This is a genomic window from Anabaena sp. UHCC 0399 (genome assembly GCF_034931465.1).
GTDB lineage: Bacteria > Cyanobacteriota > Cyanobacteriia > Cyanobacteriales > Nostocaceae > Trichormus > Trichormus minutissimus.
The window spans coordinates 1-19505 of sequence record NZ_JAYGGZ010000080.1 but is presented as its reverse complement, the minus strand read 5'-3'; the positions used below and the strand labels follow the sequence as shown (position 1 = coordinate 19505).

Sequence of the window (19505 nt, the reverse complement as noted above, 5' to 3'; positions counted from 1 at the left end):
CGTAGCTCATAGCGTAACGACTCAGATAGCCCTTCTACCGCCCATTTCGTTGCGTGGTAAGGAGAGGTAAGGGCAAAGGCAAGACGACCGCCGATCGATGCAACATTGACGATTGTGCCTCCACCCTGCTGACGTAAAATTGGCAGAACGGTTTGAATGGTAGTTACCAGTCCAAAAAAATTGGTCTGAAACTGGTAATGCAATTGCTCAGATGTCACTCCTTCCAGAGGACCCAGCAAGGCATATCCAGCATTATTCACCAGCACGTCAATTCGCCCAAACTGCTCCAGTGTCTCATGGATAGCAGCCTTGATCGTTTCTGTCCGTGTGAGATCGAGCTGGGGACAAATGACATTTTGGGCGGTTGCCCAATGACCTGCTTTAGTAGGCGAGCGCATCGTTGCTGCCACATTCCAGCCTTTCTGAAGAAAATACTTCGCGGTTGCCTCGCCAATTCCACTAGAAGCACCTGTGATTAAAACGGTTTTGCTCATTCTTGATATCACTTCCAAAGTTCTAGATGTTGATATCAAGCAGCGTAGACTATGGAGTATACTCCACAGTCAAGTAGGTTTTAAAAGATTTAGGTTGCTACCATGCTGATCGGTGAATTGTCTAAGAAAACAGGGTTATCAAAAGACACGATTCGTTTTTACGAAAAAATAGGACTGATTGAGGCGAAAGCACGACAAGCAGGGACGAGAACGTATATGGAATTTAGTCCAGAAATGCTGGAACGAATTGTCATCATTACGCAGGGTAAATCTCTGGGATTCACGCTCAACGAGATTAAGCATCTAATTGAAACTTGGGGAAACTTTTCGATGCCGATCTCGGAAAAGTTGAAAATCATTGATCGCAAACTTGAGGAGATTACTAAGAAAATGCAGCAACTTGAGGAGATCAAGCTTTATCTGACTGCCAAGCGCAACAGAGTTACCCAGGAATCAGGAAATTCAAGAGTGCCTGCCATTTCACAATAGTTGGAGTGTTGACTTGAAGCTGGAACTCTATCAGACAAGTTCCAAGTCACATACTGGCAATAATTACTGCTTTATTAAAGTAGATTCCTATGAGATTTGTCTTGATAAAATTGGGTGATGATTTAACAACATATAATAATTAAAACTATTAGCATTGTTTTGATAATTATCTAATAATAGATTGCTATTTATCGACTGATTTATTATTGGTGTATACCGGACACCATCTAGACACTTGGTGTCTGGGTCGTGTCTGGGATTGTGTCTGCTGGTGTCTATGCTCTATAAGGGTTTGAAGCTTTGGTGTCTGTGGTGTCTGGTGAGGAGTGTCTTTGAAAAAAGCTGGTTTTTGTAGGCAGACACGCCTACACCAAAAGCAGTCAAATTTGATTGAGCTTGATAATACCGTCGCCTATCCAGTCTGCTAAACCTGCCCCCACAATTTCGTACATCCAGCCCTTGATTTGCTCAACAGTAAATCTCTCACCATTCACTTTAAAGTTACTTTTAAACTCTCTTACATCAGCCTGTATTCGTTCAGTTCTGGTGAGATATTCATATAACTTTTGCGCCATTAATGAAAGTTTATTAGGTGGATTTTGGGTGTCACCTGCCTGCTCACCAATATTGATTTCTAGTTCATAAATCCGTTCCAATGTGGCTTTATCAATGGGGGGATTCGGGTTAGCTTGTGCTGCTGATACAGTGTCACTAAAATCAGATATTTTTGCAGTCATTGTGGGCAGTTCAACTAATATCCATTCGTTAGAACTATCGAGTTTTACCTTGGCTTTACCAGTAGATTTGGGCTGTAATGTTACTGGATCTACCTGTGCCAAACATTCAACTTGCAGCATTTTAGAAACGAGATTATGTAAGCCTTTAATCCCAAATAAACAAGTCTGGGTATTGTTGTGAGCTACGACAGTTAAAGGCATCTCCTGTTTTCTGGATTTGGTTAACGCCAGCTTGCCGAACTTATCTAACAGTTCAGCATCCTTGATGAAGTCGCCGTAGGTGGTGGCCTCCTCACAGATGAAGGCAGAAGCTTTGCCCTCGCTCCAAAGCTTCTGCCTCCATTGGTCTTCACTTAAAGATGAGTTATTGAAAGTTTTTAACCTTTGTTCCAATTCCTCAACGTATTCGCGGATTTGTTGTTCGATATCCTCCCAGGAGTGATAACTTTCAACTCCTCGCCATTCTGCTTTATTACTGTCAGGGTCAAGGACAATAACTCGGTAGCCTGCCTGTTTTTTCTGTTTGACGACATAACGAGCCAGCCAAGACTTCCCGCCTCCTTGGTTGCCCCAAATCAGGGCAGTTTGTTTGATGAGGTTTTGCACCCATGCGGTGTGATTGTCGGGTGCAATAACTGGCTGCTGGGCTTGCTCATCCACAGTTCCAGGTGTACCATGTGGTAGCTGTGCGGTTGGCTGTTGCTGTGGCTCGAATTTAGAAAAACTTGCCCCACCGTCCAGCAAATGGCCAAAGTCATAATAATCATCAGCCGACATCGCCATGAGTAAAGCTGTCTGCTGGGGTGGGGTAATGCTGGCGATAAACTGCTGTCTAGCCTCAGCAATCTTGATACCACGCAAGTATTTCAACAGTTCGTTACCAGATAGGTCTAACAATTGCTCACCAAGTCTTACACTGTAAGACGCTTTCACACCCTCAAATTGTTTAGTAGCGCGGTAGTGGGGTCTAATGTCGCTGAGATAGTCTTTGGCTTTACTTGTCAACAACAGACCGATTCCCCCCAACACCATTGCCCCTATGCCAAAGTGAATCTTAAACGGGTTATCGGCTGGCAGTTCTCGGAATACATATAAGCTTTCATGCTGGAGAAATGCCCATTCGTTATAGTTGGGGTTGCTGGTGCGGTACTGATTAGCCTTTAGGTAGGGTTGCGGGAGAAGCGATCGCTGTTCATATCGGCAATACTTATTACCTAAAAGTAAATGCTCTGTGTCTCCCTCTGCCTCTAGCGGTGCATCGTGTATCCTGGCTGATTTAGGATAAAAGCACAGTTCTTTCTTGGCTATCCCGTCCCCTAAATGTCCTACCACAACACAAATCACCGCGCCTAGTACCGATGTCATCATCAGCAGATTTAGACGCAGTGGCAGACTATAACGACGCTGGTTAAGTTCTGATGGTTTTATGTCTTTCATTTCTTACGCCAGTAGAAAAATAGGACAACAGAAACAACGGCGGCTAACCCAAGAAATAACCCGTAATTAGTTTCTTTAGGTTTCTCGATGCCCTCATAGGCTTTTACCTGTTCAGTTACGGTAGAAAAACTGTTACGGGCTATTTTGTCCATGTCTTGGGCATCGCCTGTCAACTTCCATGAACTAGCTGCCAGGGTGGCACTACGAATTACACCAATGCCAAATTTTTGGCGGTCGCTGATTTGGGGAATGATGCTGTTGTGAAATCGCAAGTAGCAGAGGGTAGCCGCCAAGGATGCCCCAACGGGTAAGCCAGCAATGACGGCGGGGAATAAGCCAATGCTGCCAGCAAGGTAGAGATATTGGGTTGATGTGATTTGCAATCCTGCTAGGAATGCACCTTGAGCAATGCCTCGAATTATGGTGATACTGCTGTCAGTTTCAGCAATCTCCTGTTGTACTTGTTCCGAGTCGTACTGTTCACCATCTACAGACTGTATACGCTCGTCCACAATCTCTGCATCAAAGTAAATTGGTGTTTGTTTTTGATTGTTGGTTAACATTGGCAACACCTTTGGGAAGAGATTAGCCCAGGTTTTGCGCCTGGGCTTGTGCGTTTAGTCAATCAACCGTCTAAAGAAACCTTTGGCACGATTAACAGCGTTAGAACCGTGTCTGTGAATATCTTTTAGGGTTTCTTTGGCTCGGTCTGCGGGTGAAAGTCCTTGTTGCTTGTCTTTTACCTGCTGCCAAACCTGAGATTGTGCCTTGGTAGCGTCAATCTCAATCCCTCTGAGCGTGGCACGGTGCGACTCACCCAATAAGTTAAGTGTCCGCCCATGCCGAAACTGTTCTTGGGCTAGCTGGTTGTCAGATGCAATCACTTTTTGCTGTAGTCCATAGCCTAAACGGGCATCACTAACTCTGACCTGTGACCAACCATCAGCCATTTTGTTGATGCTAGTACCTGCGGCGGTGAGAAACTGGGTTTCTTCTGCCATGACTGTCTCGGTTGCTTTTAAACCTTGGCTGAGATTACCGAATACGGCTTTGGCGTTTTGGGCGCGTTGAGTTTGTTTGATGCGGAAGTCTGCCACCTCGGCGGCGGCTGTCTCGTTGCCGTCTAGGGCTTGGAATATGGTTTCTTGGCTGATGTTGGTTAAGGACTGTAAGGCAGCATAGGTGATGGGTGCATCCAGTTTGAGTTTTACGGTTCGGTTCATCACTCCCACGCTCCTAGTTCTTCCAATCTTGTAAAGATGTTGTTTGCTTTGTCTCTAGTTGCGTCATCAGTGATATTGTTTAGTGCTGTTGAATCGCCTTCCCCAAGTCTCCAAATAGTTTCGTCTGGTAGTTCAGAGCCAAAATTGCCTAAAAACTGACCGTGAGTTAAAGGGTTTGGTGTTGAGTCAATGGTTTCAAACTGGTCATAGATTCCAGATTGCAGGTATGGCAGTGTTTCTCGAATGATTTGTTGCTGCTCTGGTGTTCTGCCTAAGTCTGGTTGGTATGGATCATCGTTAGCTACGATTTGCGCTGCCTCTTGTGCCAAATCTGACGGGCATCCATTGTTAGTTAGTGCGTTTAATGCGGCGATAAATAGATTCTCGTTGTTCATCTTGGTAAAATTTTTGTGTGTTGTTTAACAACCAGAGGGCGATCGCTCGGTGTCCAGTCAAGCGTTCGCTCTCCCCATCACTGAAAAAATCCTTCTCTCTTCACATCCACAACACAGGCTGTTGCTTCCCAGCCCAGTGCGTTGAGAAATTGGGTAACGTCACCGATTGTGACATCTGCATCAATTTGCAGTGCTAGAAATTGGGGATGTTGTCTGATTTGGGTGAGTAATTGTTGGGTTTGTGCAATCAATTCTGGTAGTGGTTGATTCTGCATAATTCACCTCATCAAAATATTGATAATTGCAATGATTCTTGAGAAAGTACAGAACTCTTTGTAGTCACCGATAAGATTGGAGATTGAAGATGGCAGATTGCAGATTGAATAAACACTTGCCCAAGTATTTTTAGCTTGTTTCAATCTCAAATCTAAAATCTGCAATCTACAATTGTTTGACACCCTCAACCTCATAACAACGAGTAGTTAAAGCTTTGTGATTCAGCTTTAAATCTGCTTTTTTTCGTTGTCCCGCTAGTGGGCGAAAAATAAATTGTGGTGCTGGGATTGTGCCTGTTTTATAGAGATAGCAATACAGCGTTCGGTCAATCTGATAAACTTTCGTTGACGATAACCAAGTGCTGTCATGAACCCTACTTAAGTTACTCATCGCTACCTCTTAAAGACTTCACTAAGGTGTCGCCATAGTTAACCAACAGGATGGTAAATAACTGCGAGTATGTGTTGATTCCTGTTTGTTCAATGATTTCTTTGGCCTTTGGTAAATGCTTTTCGTCTAGGACTACGCGCGTTTGACTCATAACTTCAGACTCCTAATTAATGTCTGTCCTTTCGGTTTTTCTATGTTTGGTTCTTGGTTTGATGCTTGTGGAATGGGATTGCTATCAGTAGCCACTGTTGCTGGTGGTTGGGGTGAAAAATTAACGCTGTTGCCTGATAAATATTCACTAATCAACAAATTGGTGGCAGATGTAGCATTAATTCCTCTTTCTGTTGCATATTGGGACACCCATTGAATATGCCGTTCATCTAGTCTGACTTTGAGTTTAAATGTCCCAGTTTGGGGCTGATAAACAAGATTTAAGTTCCATTGATGCTTAATGGCATCCAACAGGAGATTTACGGTGTCACTCAGTTTGGAATAGTTGAGTGCAGTTCTGATTCCCTCGACTTTGGCGGCAACTTGCGCCGCTAATCGTACTTGCATTTCTTCACATGGCCAACAATGCTTGAATGTTTGATAGATGGGGGTCAACTGGAATATAAAACCCTGGTTTGGTACTCAGTTTATGACGTACTAAGTTGGCACATCCACCTATGAGCATGATGTTGGTGACATCTGCCAGATAGTCATTTGCGGCTGTGGTAATGCTGTCCATCAGGGCGTTAAACCAGTTTTCTAACAAGCTAGGAAAGACGGAACTGAAATCATACTTGCGTCCGTAGGTGAAAGAACCGTCAGCAATGGAATCCATCATCTTTGCTACTTTGAAGGCGACGTTATCCCGCTTGGCGTAACTCTGCATTAGGTCAGAGTTGATGATGTCGTTAGCTAAGGACACACCGCCCACTTTGGGGATTGAACGCCGGGTGAGGATTTCACTATTGGGAGTCATGACACAGTAGTTGGTTGTGCCTCCGCCAATGTCGATGGCGAGTGTGTCGCCTTCTAGGTCGAGTAAGCCTTTTTTGTAACCGTTGACAACTGCTACATCAGTTTCTAGGTAAAATTCAATGTTTTTGATGCGGTGTTTATAGGTTCTGCCATTAACTGTGATTTGATGGTCGGCAATCAGAGTTTGACGGATGGTGTCTTCATCCCATTGATTTCGTTCTGGGACTAAGAACCTGACAGTACCTTCAAAATCAGAGCGCAAGCCTGCTAGGGTGAAGGGTTTGACAAATTCTGGTAGCTGCTTGCCTCTCTCGGCGGCGGTTTGGGGGTTTTTCTGTTTGGTGGCTCGTTCTCCCAGGACTAATACTTTGTTGTCTAGTTTGACGCTGGGGGAATCGTCGGTGTCTATGTCCCTAGCACTGGTATAGGTGACATCTTGAAATACTGAGCGAATGACGCGAGGCTTTTCACCTTTGAGGGCGGTGATGCTGGTGAAGTTGCCAATATCTGCAAAGTAAATGTTGTACACTTGCTTTCTCCTATGAAGCTAGTAGCAACCGCATTACATATATATAGATGCGGCTGTTGCTAACCTTTGAGGGTAGCTACAACCTAGATGTCATTTTTTAGATAAACTTTTGAGAAACCTGTGTTTGGATAACGCTAGGCGTTTGACTTTTATGTGTATTCGTTTAGCGTCTATGATTAGAGTATAGCAGCTATTTACTGCTATTAGCAGATAGTATCAGATTAAAAACTTATAGATTTCCGCAGAACTATTAGTTACACTGATGATATTGTCTGCTATTGTCTGATCTGATGTATAAAGGTAAGAAGTTTAGTGTTGTTACTCCTATGGCGATTTATAACCTCATTACGGAGTTAGCCAAAAAGGAAAGCCGCACAGTTTCGCAGATGGCCACACTTTTAATTAAGGATGGTTTACTAAGTCGTGGTTTGGAAATCCCAGAGGATGAGTAGTGATTGTCATACACCTTCACTCAGTACATAAGGATTAATATTAGTATTTATGTACTGCTATTGTAGTTAAATTGCTACAGACTCAATCCTCAAAGAGCGCGTCAGATAAGCAAAATTATTTTCATATAACCTTACTAAAATTTTTGGTAAGGCGATATAAACTTGTTTTTTAATAATAATTAAAATAGTTTATAACTCTTGCTATATATTTGATTCAAGATAATCAATTGATTATTTTCTTTTTGCATTTTGCAAATTTACTATCTATTTTAAATGAATATAACTTATGATGAGAAAGAACTATATTCATAGTTCATCTTTTCTAAGTAATCTTCACCAGATATACATAAGAAAAGAATGCCTCCCTGGACTCAACTTGTTAGCGCAAGTTGGTTTGCAGTCCCAGAAGACACACCTCAAAAGAATGTATTTAAATTTCTTTATAACCCAATGGTAACAGTTAGAAGGAACTGCCGCAACAGGTTATAGAGAAATTTGATGAAAGCCTTGGCGAATCTTCAAGGGAGGTAAAACCCACGCATTTACCTCAAAAGGATTTCACAATGGTAAACCTGTTAAAAGGAAACAAGACCGTTAACCCCTCCATTGCACCAGGGGAAATCGCCTCTAAACCGATAGAAGTTACAAAGCATTCACCCTGCCCCCACTGTGGAAAACCAGACTGGTGCTACTCCATCGGCGAACTAACAGTCTGCAACCGAGACGCTGAACCCGCTACTGGGTGGGAGCGAACATCTAAAACCGACCGCAACGGCAAACCATACTACGCACCAGCCACAGCCAAAAAATCACCACGTCCCCAAGGCAAGGAAGAATACGTTTACACGGATACAGAAAGTAATCCCTTAATTAAGGTCACAATCATTCGTCCAGGTAAGACCAAAGATAAGGATGTCTTTCAGGAATATTGGGACGGAACACGTTGGACGAAAGCCAAAGACTTTTCACCAGAACAAAAACGCTCCCACCAGCAACAAATCACCATCTATCGTTACGCCGAAGTCAGGGAAGCGATCGCGGCGGGTAAACCGGTATTTGTAGTTGAGGGAGAACGCCTAGCTGATAGCCTTTGGGCAAGAGACATAGCAGCCACTACCAACATCGGCGGTGCTGGCAAGTATCGCTCCTACGGCAACTACCAAAGTGCTTTAGAAAATGCTAACTTAGTTCTCTGTCCCGACCGTGACGAACCAGGGCTAAAGCACATGGAAGATATTAATGAAGACTTCCCAGATGCCAAGTGGTTGTATGCCCCACCCAGTGATTTTTACTGGACACACTTACCCAAACATGGCGGATTGGATATTCAAGACTGGATAGACGACGGAGCAACAGCCGAAGACATCCTACAAGCCATTGAGGATAGACGAATTGTAGTTGATGCGCTGAATAAAACCCTGGAACTAGAGGCTGACCGGGATAGGCCAACCGAAAGTAAACTGGAGCAAAAATTGAATGCTATCCGTGCCGTTTGGGGCGGTCGCCTACGCTGGAATACCCTCAAAAAGCAAGTAGAACTCGACGGTCAACGACTACCACTTGACCGCATTGATTTAAAAGTGGCGATTCATATTCATATCGATATCAGCAAGGAACAAGCTAAAAGCGTTGTCTTAGAACTAGCTCTAGCTAACCCATACAATCCAGTAGTGGAGTATTTAGAATCAGTCGAAGGGCGTTACCCCAACGTAGATGTCAATTTCTTGGATAAATTAGCCGAACGTTACTTCGGGACTAATGACCCCCTACACGCCGCATTGATGAAACGCACGTTAATAGCAGCTGTAGCCAGGGCATTCGAGCCGGGGTGTAAACACGATGAAATTACCATCCTCCAAGGTAAGCAGAAATCCCTCAAATCCACATTCTGGGAAATTTTAGCCGGGGAAGAGTTTTTCACCGATGACCTCAACGGCACAGAAAAAGACGAAATTTTAAAAATCAGCCAGTATTGGATTTTAGAATATGCCGAATTTGAGAACGCCTACAAGAAAAAGGATGTCTCCCAACTCAAAGCGTTTCTGTCCAGAAAGAAAGACTCCATGCGCCGTCCCTACGGTACTGATATTGAAGATTTCCCCCGTCCATCTATCCTAGTAGGAACTACCAATTTAGATGAATTTCTCTATGACCCCACTGGGGAACGTCGCTTTTGGGTAATTAAGGTTTTATTCAAGAAAATACCCATCCACCTGCTAGAGCAAGAACGGGATTTAATTTGGGCAACGGCGGTAGCAGCCTACCGCAATGGTGAACAATGGCGACTGACCGACACAGAAGATGAATGGTTAGATGCAGCCAATAAACAATACCAAAGCACCGACACATGGGAAGAGGCGGTAATGGCTTGGGCTGAGTTGCACAAGGAAGTATCTGTAGGCGAAATCCTCAGCGATGTTCTCAAGATTGAGTTAGCCAAGCAGAGTAAAGCCGAACAGAACCGAGTAGCGGCTATCTTACGTTCTCACGGCTGGACAAGAGGCGATCGCAAACGGGTAAACGGTCGGTTAATTCGTCCCTGGATTCGACCCCAACAAGAGGTGGAACAAGAGGTGGAACGGGGGGTGGAACAGGAGGTGGAACACCCTCAACCCCTTGTAAAACATGACTTACAGCCAGAGTGTTCCACCTGTTCCACCAATTCCCCTCAAACTTTTCCAAATTTTGAGAGCAATAATGAAACTACCCCAGAAACACTGCTAGAAGTAACACCCCAAGAAATAGAACCGCTAGAAATAGAACCGCTAGAAATAGAACCGCTAGAAAAAAATGAAAAAAGTTTAGAGGGACAGGGGGTGGAACAACTTGTAGATGAGCCGCAAACCCAGTCACCACAAGTAATAGAAGAGTGTTCCACCCCCCGTTCCACCCCCTGTTCCACCTCCCTATTTGTAGATCAAACACAGGCAGTAGTTGTGAATGCACTCCTGATTAGGGAGTGCATCGCGGATCAATCTTGGGAACTGATGGAAGCACTGTTAGAAGAGTGGACTGATGAATTTAAAGCTGCTGTATGGCAGGAGTTAACCCCAGAAGAGCGCAAGGCTGTGAAGCAACTCAAGCCCAAAGCCTGATTTCTATACTGAGCATCATCAATTGTTGAGAGAGTGACGATGCTCTGCCCCATCCCCAAGCTCAGGCCTCACCATAGTTCGTGTCCATCGCCTACGGAAAGATGACCCCTCTTGACAGTGAACAGTAAACAGTAAACAGTGATCTATTTATCCCTGGCGGAACACCACACCAAGTGGTGTCAGGCGTTGGTGCATTCTCCACACCACACCCTATGCCTTGATAACTGATAACTGATAACTGATAACTGATAACTGATTTAAAGCCAATCATCATCATTATCATCATCATCTTCATCAGCCAAAGTAGAAACACCAGAATAACAAACGCCAATGTTAACAGTGAGACTCAAAGAATGGTCAAGAGAAGCAAAAGCACCCTCACCATAAGTCTGTTTGAGGAGTGCCACCAGTTCTTGAACATCAGAAAACTCTTGAAACTCACCTAAATCACCGTAGGCAGCCACCAGATAGAAAGCCCGGAGAGCCTTTAAAATCATCTGCTTGCGTTGAGTCGAATTAAAACTGAGCAGATAGCGGAGTAAAACACCATCAGGACTATTAGCCGCCGGACGATAGCGAAAGAAAAAATCAACCGATTCTTTGTGATCCATAATCAAAGTCCAGTAAATCGATAGGAATATAGACCTTTAGCTCAAATTCATTCTCAAGTATTCCTAATAAGCATTTTTGAAAGTCCTAAAAATCAGGTAAAAAAGTCAAAAAGCCAAAAATGGCTAAAAGCCTTATGCCATATACACTTGAGAGAAAAAACCTCAAAAACTGCTAAAATCAAAAAAACAGGCGAAAAACAAGAAATGTCAGAAATCAATAAAATCGTCACAGAACAAGTCAATAAATAGAAAAAAATTGACAACTCATGTCACAAACCAAATAAACTTTTGACACATCATGTCAGAATCAAAGAAGAAATTGACAACGCCAAAACCACCTTATTGACTAGATTTAGCGATAACCTTACATCATGTCAAAAAAGTACCATGATTGTGCCAGTTGATGTCAAAATAATGTAAAAAAATGACATAAAATCTGCCCATTGCCCCAAAAATCGAGTCAGAGCTTTCGAGTAGGGTGTTGGGGGACAATCTACTAAAAAAGGTTCAAACATCAAGTAACATAGCATAGTGTACCCACTACACCTTTTTTGCCCTGCGGGTGGCTTGCGCCATCTCTCCCTGCGGTCGAGACAAAAAGGCTCGTGGGGTCTGCGACGGCGGGAAGTTTTTTACAACAAAAGGGGATAGCATGGCTTACGCTATAGCCCGAATAAAAAAATTAAAGCGGTCAAGTTTGGGAGGAAGTGAAGCGCACACCGCCAGACAAAGAGAAACCCCCAACGCTGACCGGAGCAAACACAATATTAGGTTCATTGGCAATCAAAATTCCGATGAGACATTAGATAGTTTGGTAATCCAAAAGATTGGGGAACAGAAACGGAAGATTCGCCCTGATGCAGTGTATGCCGTAGAGATTTTGTTAACAGCCTCACCAGAATACTTTCGCCCCGACTGCCCAACAAATGCAGGGTATTACGAAGCCGACAAAGTACAAGCATGGCTAACTGCATCAAAACAATGGTTAGAGGAAAATTATAGCGAGCGCATTGTCCGAGCCGAACTGCATTTAGATGAAGCCACACCCCACAGCCAAGCAAATAGATGGAAGGGTCACGGTCACATCATTAATATAGATAAGTCAAAATTCTACGACTTTGCCCCCGGTTATCAAAAAGGTGGCGGCGGTGCAATTGACTTAGTAATGCACGTCAATGACTGCGATTTCAAAAAAGCGATTTCCTGGTTACATGACCGATTTGGAGAATCGGGGGTGATGAGGGCAGCCATAGCCAAAACTCAGCAAGAAGTAATTGAGATTGCCCAACAACAACCAAGACCCCAATTTACACCCCCAGCAGCAGATGATAATCAATGGCTCTCAGTACAGAACTACTTAACTAAAACAAGAGGACTGCCTAATTATTTGGTGTCAGCCTTGAGAGAGTCAGAATTACTGTATGCCGACGAGCGAAAAAATATTGTGTTTGGGATGCGGACTCTGACTGGGGAAGTTATGGGTGCATTTGTGCGCGGCACAGTGGGAGAAGATAACACCTTCATGGGTTATGCCAAAGGGACAAAACGGGCTGATTGTTGGTTTTATCTCCGACTGGGAGGAGAAGACAGCGATGAAAACGATGAAATTCAGAGAGTGATTTTGTGTAAATCTCCCATTGATACCCTGTCAGTAGCAGCACTGGAGATGGAGATACATGACGGATTACCTCCAGACAGAACCATGTATTTGGCAGTGGATAGCCCCCAGTCCTTACCGTTAGAGTTTCTCAGAACAATCAAGCGAATTGCGGTGACTTTTGATAATGATGAGTTGGGGAATGAAGCGGCTCATGCTGTCAAGGAGTTGCTGCCACAGGCGCAAATAGTTATGCCTGACGAAACTGATTGGAATCAGCAGCTTTTGGCAACACTGGAACGGGAGAGATTAGAACAAAAACCACGTTCAAGGGGGTTAAGGCGTTGATTGAATTCAGCAGCCGGACGAACTCTTGACCGCTTCGCTCGAATAAGCGGTGGCTCTTACGGGCATGGAGATTTTGGTGAGGCCAATTAGATATGCAAGCCCGCAAGAGCCACTCCACTGCGTCGCTTATTCGCCAAGAGTTCTTCAACTCTCACTCAGACCCTGTTAAAATAACTTCACCTCAAAAAATTCAATTTTTCGCCCCAAATGCCGTGTAAAAATGCCTGAAAAGAGAAATAGGCAAAATAACCGTAGTGGGTACGGTTATTTTATTATTTAACCGCAGAATTGTTGATGATAAAAAATAGCGATTCCCTGCGCATAGTCTAGGCTAAGTCCCGGCATAGTGTAGGCATAGTTTAGGGAAATCACAAATAGAAATTATTGAAACCCAAGGCTTAGTGTAGGCATAGTGTGGGATTAGTCAAGGCATAGTGTAAGCATAGTCTAGAGAAATTGTAGTTTACTATACAAATTACTAATTTAAAGTCCACTAAATCTATGTATTTATCGGAGTTGATAACGGATAAAAACCACTAAATCTATGTATTTAGCGGAGATTATGACAGAAACAATCCACTAATTATATAGATTTAAAGTGAAGGACAAGGACATAATTCGCCCCCGCATTCTGGGGGTATTTTTATGGCAGTAGGAGTGGGAGCAAAAAGAATCTCTTGTAGTCAGACGGGAGCAATGGTGAACGTCAGAATCTACTTTTGTAGTGTTTATGTAGTTTATTAGTAGTAAACAGAGGGGCTGTGAACGCGATTTTTTGGTGATTTGGCTGCCGAATTGAAAAAAACTTTCCGCCAAAGATGGCGTACTGTGCGTCAGAAAAAGATGGATTACAGAGTTTAGGAGTTCATAAGCGTGTTTAATTTGATTGGCTAAAAATCGGGAGATTTGAGAGAAGTTTTGGTAACTGTTGGGATTTATGGGGGATTTGGGAGTTAATGATAATATCTGTTAATTATCTTCTACACTTAGTTAAAAAGGTCACAAATGAATTGGGATTTTTAGGTTTAGTTGGGGGGAATATTGGGTGTAATTGGTGAGTCTGAGGATTTAGCATCAACTGCATAAATGAATAAATAAAAGCACAATTGTAATTATTATTAATAAATGCTGAAACTATTGCCTGATAAGAGTTTTAATTTGTTGAAAGGAATTATTAATTAGATGTCAAAAAAATGAGGAAAATTTTTTTGTGGATTTAATGTTGAGTGTTGGTTCTGTTTCAAGTGGAATACAAGGCGTTCACTTTGTTTAATCTCTTGAAGATGAACTTTCTACTGCACACCTTGTGATCATCAACTTTCAGGCTGATAAAATCAGGAGCGAAAAATCTGAATGTTTGATGAGCCAGGGGTAAGTTATGCAAGCTATGCAAGCAAAAAGCGAAGTCATACTTAAATGAGCGTGGTGCATTACCTGAAGCTAAACCAGCAGAGAATAAAAAAGTTGAAGTATCACTGACAGATCAGAACGGTGTAGTTTTTACTGCCCTGATTAATGCGAAAAGCTGGCGCAAGGCTGAAACCAATACGTCTGAGTTTGCTGACTGGGCGGGTGCTATATCGGGTAAGCTTGGCGAACGAACAGAAAAAGGGTTTGAGGTAGTTGATGCTGGGCTTCAAATCTTTGAAAAAAAGGTGAAAGAGCCTAAACCAGATGCAGAGGTTGCCGTAGCGGAGGCTGGTGCAGCTTCCTAGATTTGTAGAGAGCATTCAACAAAAATTTCTACCTCTGCAAACATCTCATTGCAGAGGTAGAAGCACTTTTAATTGCCGATTCCACTTTTTTCTAATAACGTGTAGCGCGACTAGATATATATTGATGTGATGAATGGCTATATCTGCCCCAAAAAGCTAATTTTATCTTTTATTACGGAAAAATATTTGGGAATTATAACAAAGGGATTGTAATCGTCATGTCCCATCCAAGATAGGTGCATAAATATGAAAAATTTACCTGATATACTGTTGCGCTTATTTTTTGGTGCTGCTTTGGTTGTAATTGGTATAACTATTCTACGGTATGGGTCTGGGGGTTCACTTGTTATCTGCAAAGCTACTAAGTCGAAAACTGCATCTTGCACAATAACTGAACGTTTAGCATTTAGTCAACAGATAATTGATGAGAAAACTATTGATAATATTACACAGGCAAAAGTCGCCATAATTAATGCTATCCGATCTGATCTAGATGGAGCTAGTGAGGATATACAGTTTTTTCGGGTGTTAGGGGTAACAGGAAAAGGTATTAGTTACCAAATTGGTCAAGATGGAAAAGACTCGACAGAAGCCAAAGCTGTCGCAGGAAAGATTAATTTTTTAATCCAGAATCCAAATGCTTCACCAATTCAATTAGATTATTCCTCCAATATGACTAATTTTTTAGCTTGGGGAGTGATCGGGTTGGGAATAACTGTGTCTCTTTTTATGCGTACTGAGAAATAATTAGATCGGGGAACGTGACAGTGACAAAAACTCAGGTACTCAACAGTTATCAGTTACCAGTTATCAGTTAAAGGCTGTAACCGTGATAACTGATAACTGTTGACTGTTCACTGATTTAACTAGACCAGCTTCCTTAGTTAAAGGGTAGCCACCGAGAGGTAGAGTCGAGGGGAATGTTGCCATTCCACCCCTCGGCCGCTACCCATAATGGCTCAACCTGATAATTATTTTTAGAGTTTCTGCTCGTGGGGTTCTAGCTAATTAATCGGGGATTAGTCGTTCCAATCCACGGGCAATCCAGGGTAAAAATCCCAGCACTAATAATACTCCTAGCAAATTGAAGATCAACTGTGCATTAGCAATCTGACGTGCCACATTATCCCCAGCCCCGGCTAAGGTAGAAATCCAGACAGATAATGCTGCCAATTGACTGGCAAACAAAAGCCCGATAGAGGCAGAAGCCAGATTAAATATGAGATGAAATACTCCCGTTCTGATGGCGGGACGTTCACGCCCAATGGTAGCAACTAGGGTATCAGCACAAGTGCCAACTTCAGCACCCAGCATGAGGGCAATACCTGTGGGTAATGAAATCAAGCCTTGGCTAGCCAAAGTGACGACAATGGCAAGAGTCCCAGAGGAGGATTGAATCAAAACTGTAAATAATCCTCCTACTAAAGCACCCTGTAAGGTGTTGTGCCCTAAATTCTCCATCCAATTAATAAACTGTGGGTAATCTCTAAATGGTGCTGTGGCATTTTCAATGTAACCAAGACCAAAAAAGAGTAAGCCGAAACCAAGTACAATTAAGCCAATTTGTTTAAGACGTTCATTTCTCCCCAACAAAAATAATAAAAAACCGATGAACAATGCTATGGGTGCATATTCGTCAATATTAAAAGCAACAACTTGCGCTCCGAAGGTTGTACCAATATTAGAACCTAAAACTACACCCAGAGATTCTAAATAAGTTAGTAAACCTGCACTGACCATCGCAATGACAATGATGATTGTTACCGATGATGAATCTAAAATTGTTGTAGCGATTGTGCCAGTAATCACTCCTCGTAAGGGATTGGTAGTGAAATTGCGAAGGATATTTCGGACGCGATCGCCTGCCAGTGCTTCCATACCTTCCGCCATTTTGGTTACACCATACAAAAACAGCACCAAACCAGCTATTACGCCCATAACAATATGAAAAATATTTAATTCTTCCTGTGCTTTTAGCTGATTAAATACGGCTAGAGTTTTGGCCTGATGGAATTGTTGCTGATTTTCAATTTTTTTACCACTGATTGCCGTTCCTTGCTGTCTGATTATTAAAGATTCTGTGACAGCAGCATAGGAATCATTTTTTAAATTCAATACACTAATAAATAAAAATAAAGACAAAATCAGCAAAAATATAAATTTGATAATTATTTTTTTTACAAACATTTTTACAGCCTGAAAATTAAATAAGATGAGAGATGATTCGTAAAGAAAATCCCAAAAGTATCAAACTTAGCTTGGCTCAGGTTATAAGTTTTTCACGAAATTCAAAACACCAGATGTAAGTAGAACACTTACTCAACAAAAATATTGATGGCTTTTGTGCCCATATTACTGCCAAAATCTGATCTTATATACTAAATTGGTTGCTGGGTCGTTGTTTTGGCATTCATGTTAAAACATTCCAGACTCATGCTGTTTAGTTCAGATTAGGTGTAATTTTATTGATTTTTTACAGAAAAGGGACGGATATTTTACCCATCCCTCAAAAGATTCATTTGTTATAAGCACACCCTAGCTAACCTCCCCTTCTTGTGTGGCAGGTTCTATATTAGTTGTATGTTGTTCAGCTAGTTCAGCCTTGGCTTCAGCAACGATATCTTCAAAATTTTCACCAACTTCTGCAATTACTCCCTTACCTTTTTCATAAAGGACAATTCCACCTTTGATAGTTGCCTTGGTTAAGGATTTACCGATACCTCCTACCGCAGGAATAATTACGGGTAGAAGAACTATTGCAGCAATACCTGGAACACCAAGTCCTTCAACTACTTCTTCTAATTCAGGTATCATTTTAAGAGCCATGAGGATTTTTAACTCCTAAATTCCTACACCTTAATCGTACTAATCTTGATTAAATTGAGAACCCAGCATAATTGATATTGTTATCAATATTTACATGATGATTTTCTGAGCATTTAAATAAATTGCTTTAGTTTATACCTAGTTACAAAAGCTAGCTTTCTTTGACATCAAATTAGCTCTTAGACTAATTTTCGAGCCAATGATATGCTCAATGAAAATTTGGTATAAGTAAGTCGGCAGGGAAATTTAAAACTATGTAACGAAAAGTTAATCAGAGCGGTTGGAGTTAAATTTAACACGTTGTGTACTATATTTCCCCAATTTACTGGACGATATTCAATCTCATTACATCACACGTTGCTACAGCCACTTTTTCCTCTACTAGGTATTAAGCTGCATATCTCATATCAACACCAATCTCGTCATTTATACCCTAATTAAATTTACGCCTTAAAGTGTTAATCTTTGGCATTGCACTTTCAGGGATTTTCGCCAATTCTCAGTTGCTGTTTGGAACGCTTAAGCGATTCAAACAAGACTTGAATCTCGGTGTAAGCCGATTCGGGGGAAATTACACCTTGGGTGCTTAGTTCACAGATTAAACTAACCTGATGCGTAAATTCCTGTAAATTAGCGTTAAAAACAAGGTTCTCTGGCGTAAATTTCCCATTGTAAGAATTAGGAGTAAAAAGAAAATCCATTAGCTCGATATTATGAATGGTAAATTGGTAAAAATTAATTTTAATCTCATTCCTAGCCAACTTTAACCATTTATTAACCAATTGAAACTTTCCTAACTCTAGCTTTGCCACAAAGCTGCAAGGCACGACCGTGCAATACGCCTGTTCAACCGAAGCTCTTAATAGCCCTTAAAGGTTTTGTTATATAAGCTTGGAATCTGTAATTTAAGGCTATATATTGTGAATTGCTTTTATAGTGGGGATGGCTGTAAGGGTGGTTGGCGATCACTAATTGACGATGGTGATCGCTTGTTGGGTAAAATAAACATTACAGCTGATTTTATGCCCTTGATGAATGTTTTGGCACCCTCTAATACCCGTTCCCAAATGTCTTTTTTAGGCTGTTGATAGCTACTAGCTTGTCGCGCTTGGTTAATGTTACGTGTACTATCGATGAAATTGATTACAGCATCAAAAATAGCTCCCACAATTGGCTTTGTTGTGGTTTTAGCAGGTAAAGCTATATTGGGTGCATTTTGGATGAGATGAATTAAATGCGATCGCATTTTACCATCAGCAACATTCCCTCGTTGATAACTGATCACAAGGGATGCTGAACTAGGATTAATACGCACATCTTTAATCCTAGAATCTGATGTTATTAATTGCTGAAGTTTATTCGCATACTCAGAATCTCCACCAAGGCGAGGAATCCGAAAACGTATACGCCCTGGAATTGCATGGGCAACAGTATATGATATCTTCGGCGGTGTAACTGTTTGATTAACTGAGCTTTTAGTATTTTTCTGATACTGTTGTTTACGTAGATTGCTAGTAGCATTCTGGCCAGAGTGAGGCAGTTTTTTAGAAGTCATGTTCTTAGATTTCAGTTAAACCAGAATGAATTTTGTCGCCTAAGACCTGCATCAACCCTTTAGCAATTATTACACAAGTAACACCAGCTTTCGCTAAATAATCAATAACCTTAGATACTGTTGCAAGTCACATTTTATGCACAAAATTCTAATTAGTTTTACTATTTATATTAATCAATTCCGCCGTCGCTCTCATCTTACTAGGGACAGGTAATGATGGCATCTACTATTATCAACGGATATATAGGAATCCGCTTTGATTTGGAAAATTATCTGCGTAAGTAGAGAATGAGGAGTAATAAAAAACACTTTTAAAGTCTACGGAGTTTCTTTCAGAAATCAAATAGGGGTACAGCCGGGATAGGGTAGC

General features: G+C 41.9%; 20 protein-coding genes. 5 read left to right on the top strand and 15 right to left on the bottom strand.

What is annotated here, in order from left to right:
• Positions 1-494 (bottom strand): SDR family NAD(P)-dependent oxidoreductase (locus VB693_RS27455; protein ID WP_323269013.1); only part of this gene is annotated, 494 nt, incomplete at its 3' end.
• A 102-nt stretch (positions 495-596) separates the two neighbouring features.
• Here VB693_RS27455 and VB693_RS27450 point away from each other — a divergent pair.
• Positions 597-983, top strand: coding sequence for a MerR family transcriptional regulator (locus VB693_RS27450; protein ID WP_323269012.1), 387 nt, complete (start codon positions 597-599; stop codon positions 981-983).
• A gap of 380 nt (positions 984-1363) precedes the next feature.
• On the opposite strand, the gene VB693_RS27445 is transcribed toward VB693_RS27450, so the two are convergent.
• The 9 genes from VB693_RS27445 to VB693_RS27405 form a co-directional block, all read right to left on the bottom strand.
• Positions 1364-3157, bottom strand: a complete 1794-nt coding sequence (locus tag VB693_RS27445) for a hypothetical protein (RefSeq protein ID WP_323269011.1) — start codon at positions 3155-3157, stop codon at positions 1364-1366.
• Positions 3154-3720 carry a hypothetical protein gene (locus VB693_RS27440; RefSeq protein WP_323269010.1) on the bottom strand — a complete coding sequence of 189 codons (567 nt, stop codon included), beginning with the start codon at positions 3718-3720 and terminating at the stop codon, positions 3154-3156. The genes VB693_RS27445 and VB693_RS27440 overlap by 4 nt, the downstream gene beginning before the upstream one ends.
• 54 nt (positions 3721-3774) lie before the next feature.
• Positions 3775-4380: a hypothetical protein gene (locus VB693_RS27435; protein WP_323269009.1), complete on the bottom strand. Its 606-nt coding sequence runs from the start codon at positions 4378-4380 to the stop codon at positions 3775-3777.
• On the bottom strand, positions 4380-4775 hold the full coding sequence (locus VB693_RS27430) for a hypothetical protein (protein ID WP_323269008.1): 396 nt from the start codon (positions 4773-4775) through the stop codon (positions 4380-4382). The genes VB693_RS27435 and VB693_RS27430 overlap by 1 nt, the downstream gene beginning before the upstream one ends.
• A 77-nt stretch (positions 4776-4852) precedes the next feature.
• Entirely contained in the window at positions 4853-5050 is a 198-nt protein-coding gene (locus VB693_RS27425) for a hypothetical protein (RefSeq protein WP_323269007.1), read from the bottom strand.
• Positions 5051-5216: 166 nt separating this feature from the next.
• Positions 5217-5441 (bottom strand): hypothetical protein, encoded by a 225-nt coding sequence (locus VB693_RS27420; protein WP_323269006.1) that lies wholly within the window; start codon positions 5439-5441, stop codon positions 5217-5219.
• Complete coding sequence (locus VB693_RS27415; protein ID WP_323269005.1) at positions 5434-5592, bottom strand: hypothetical protein; 159 nt, start codon at positions 5590-5592, stop codon at positions 5434-5436. The genes VB693_RS27420 and VB693_RS27415 overlap by 8 nt, the downstream gene beginning before the upstream one ends.
• Positions 5589-5999 (bottom strand): hypothetical protein, encoded by a 411-nt coding sequence (locus VB693_RS27410; protein WP_323269004.1) that lies wholly within the window; start codon positions 5997-5999, stop codon positions 5589-5591. The genes VB693_RS27415 and VB693_RS27410 overlap by 4 nt, the downstream gene beginning before the upstream one ends.
• Positions 6000-6003: 4 nt before the next feature.
• The gene (locus VB693_RS27405; protein ID WP_323269003.1) at positions 6004-6936 is read right to left on the bottom strand and encodes a hypothetical protein; all 933 of its coding nucleotides are present in this window, start codon (positions 6934-6936) and stop codon (positions 6004-6006) included.
• Positions 6937-7262: 326 nt separating this feature from the next.
• Here VB693_RS27405 and VB693_RS27400 point away from each other — a divergent pair, with 326 nt between their 5' ends.
• Entirely contained in the window at positions 7263-7388 is a 126-nt protein-coding gene (locus VB693_RS27400) for a ribbon-helix-helix domain-containing protein (RefSeq protein WP_323269002.1), read from the top strand.
• A gap of 563 nt (positions 7389-7951) precedes the next feature.
• Positions 7952-10483, top strand: a complete 2532-nt coding sequence (locus tag VB693_RS27395) for a VapE domain-containing protein (protein ID WP_323269001.1) — start codon at positions 7952-7954, stop codon at positions 10481-10483.
• Positions 10484-10740: 257 nt separating this feature from the next.
• Here the strand turns inward: VB693_RS27395 and VB693_RS27390 are convergent, their stop codons facing one another.
• Positions 10741-11094 carry a hypothetical protein gene (locus tag VB693_RS27390; RefSeq protein WP_323269000.1) on the bottom strand — a complete coding sequence of 118 codons (354 nt, stop codon included), beginning with the start codon at positions 11092-11094 and terminating at the stop codon, positions 10741-10743.
• A gap of 652 nt (positions 11095-11746) precedes the next feature.
• Between VB693_RS27390 and VB693_RS27385 the strand changes: the two genes are divergently transcribed.
• Both VB693_RS27385 and VB693_RS27380 read left to right on the top strand, forming a co-directional pair.
• A complete protein-coding gene (locus VB693_RS27385) occupies positions 11747-13039 on the top strand; it encodes a plasmid recombination protein (RefSeq protein ID WP_323268999.1) in 1293 nt (430 codons plus the stop codon).
• 1961 nt (positions 13040-15000) lie between these two features.
• Positions 15001-15501, top strand: a complete 501-nt coding sequence (locus tag VB693_RS27380; protein ID WP_323268998.1) for a hypothetical protein — start codon at positions 15001-15003, stop codon at positions 15499-15501.
• A 261-nt stretch (positions 15502-15762) separates the two neighbouring features.
• Here the strand turns inward: VB693_RS27380 and VB693_RS27375 are convergent, their stop codons facing one another.
• From VB693_RS27375 to VB693_RS27360, 4 genes are all read right to left on the bottom strand, one after another.
• Entirely contained in the window at positions 15763-16941 is a 1179-nt protein-coding gene (locus VB693_RS27375; RefSeq protein ID WP_323268997.1) for a Na/Pi symporter, read from the bottom strand.
• Between the two features lie 348 nt (positions 16942-17289).
• Complete coding sequence (locus VB693_RS27370; protein ID WP_323268996.1) at positions 17290-17580, bottom strand: DUF5132 domain-containing protein; 291 nt, start codon at positions 17578-17580, stop codon at positions 17290-17292.
• 479 nt (positions 17581-18059) lie between these two features.
• Positions 18060-18392, bottom strand: a complete 333-nt coding sequence (locus VB693_RS27365) for a hypothetical protein (RefSeq protein WP_323268995.1) — start codon at positions 18390-18392, stop codon at positions 18060-18062.
• Between the two features lie 119 nt (positions 18393-18511).
• Positions 18512-19135 carry an HMA2 domain-containing protein gene (locus VB693_RS27360; RefSeq protein WP_323268994.1) on the bottom strand — a complete coding sequence of 208 codons (624 nt, stop codon included), beginning with the start codon at positions 19133-19135 and terminating at the stop codon, positions 18512-18514.
• Positions 19136-19505 lie beyond the last annotated feature (370 nt).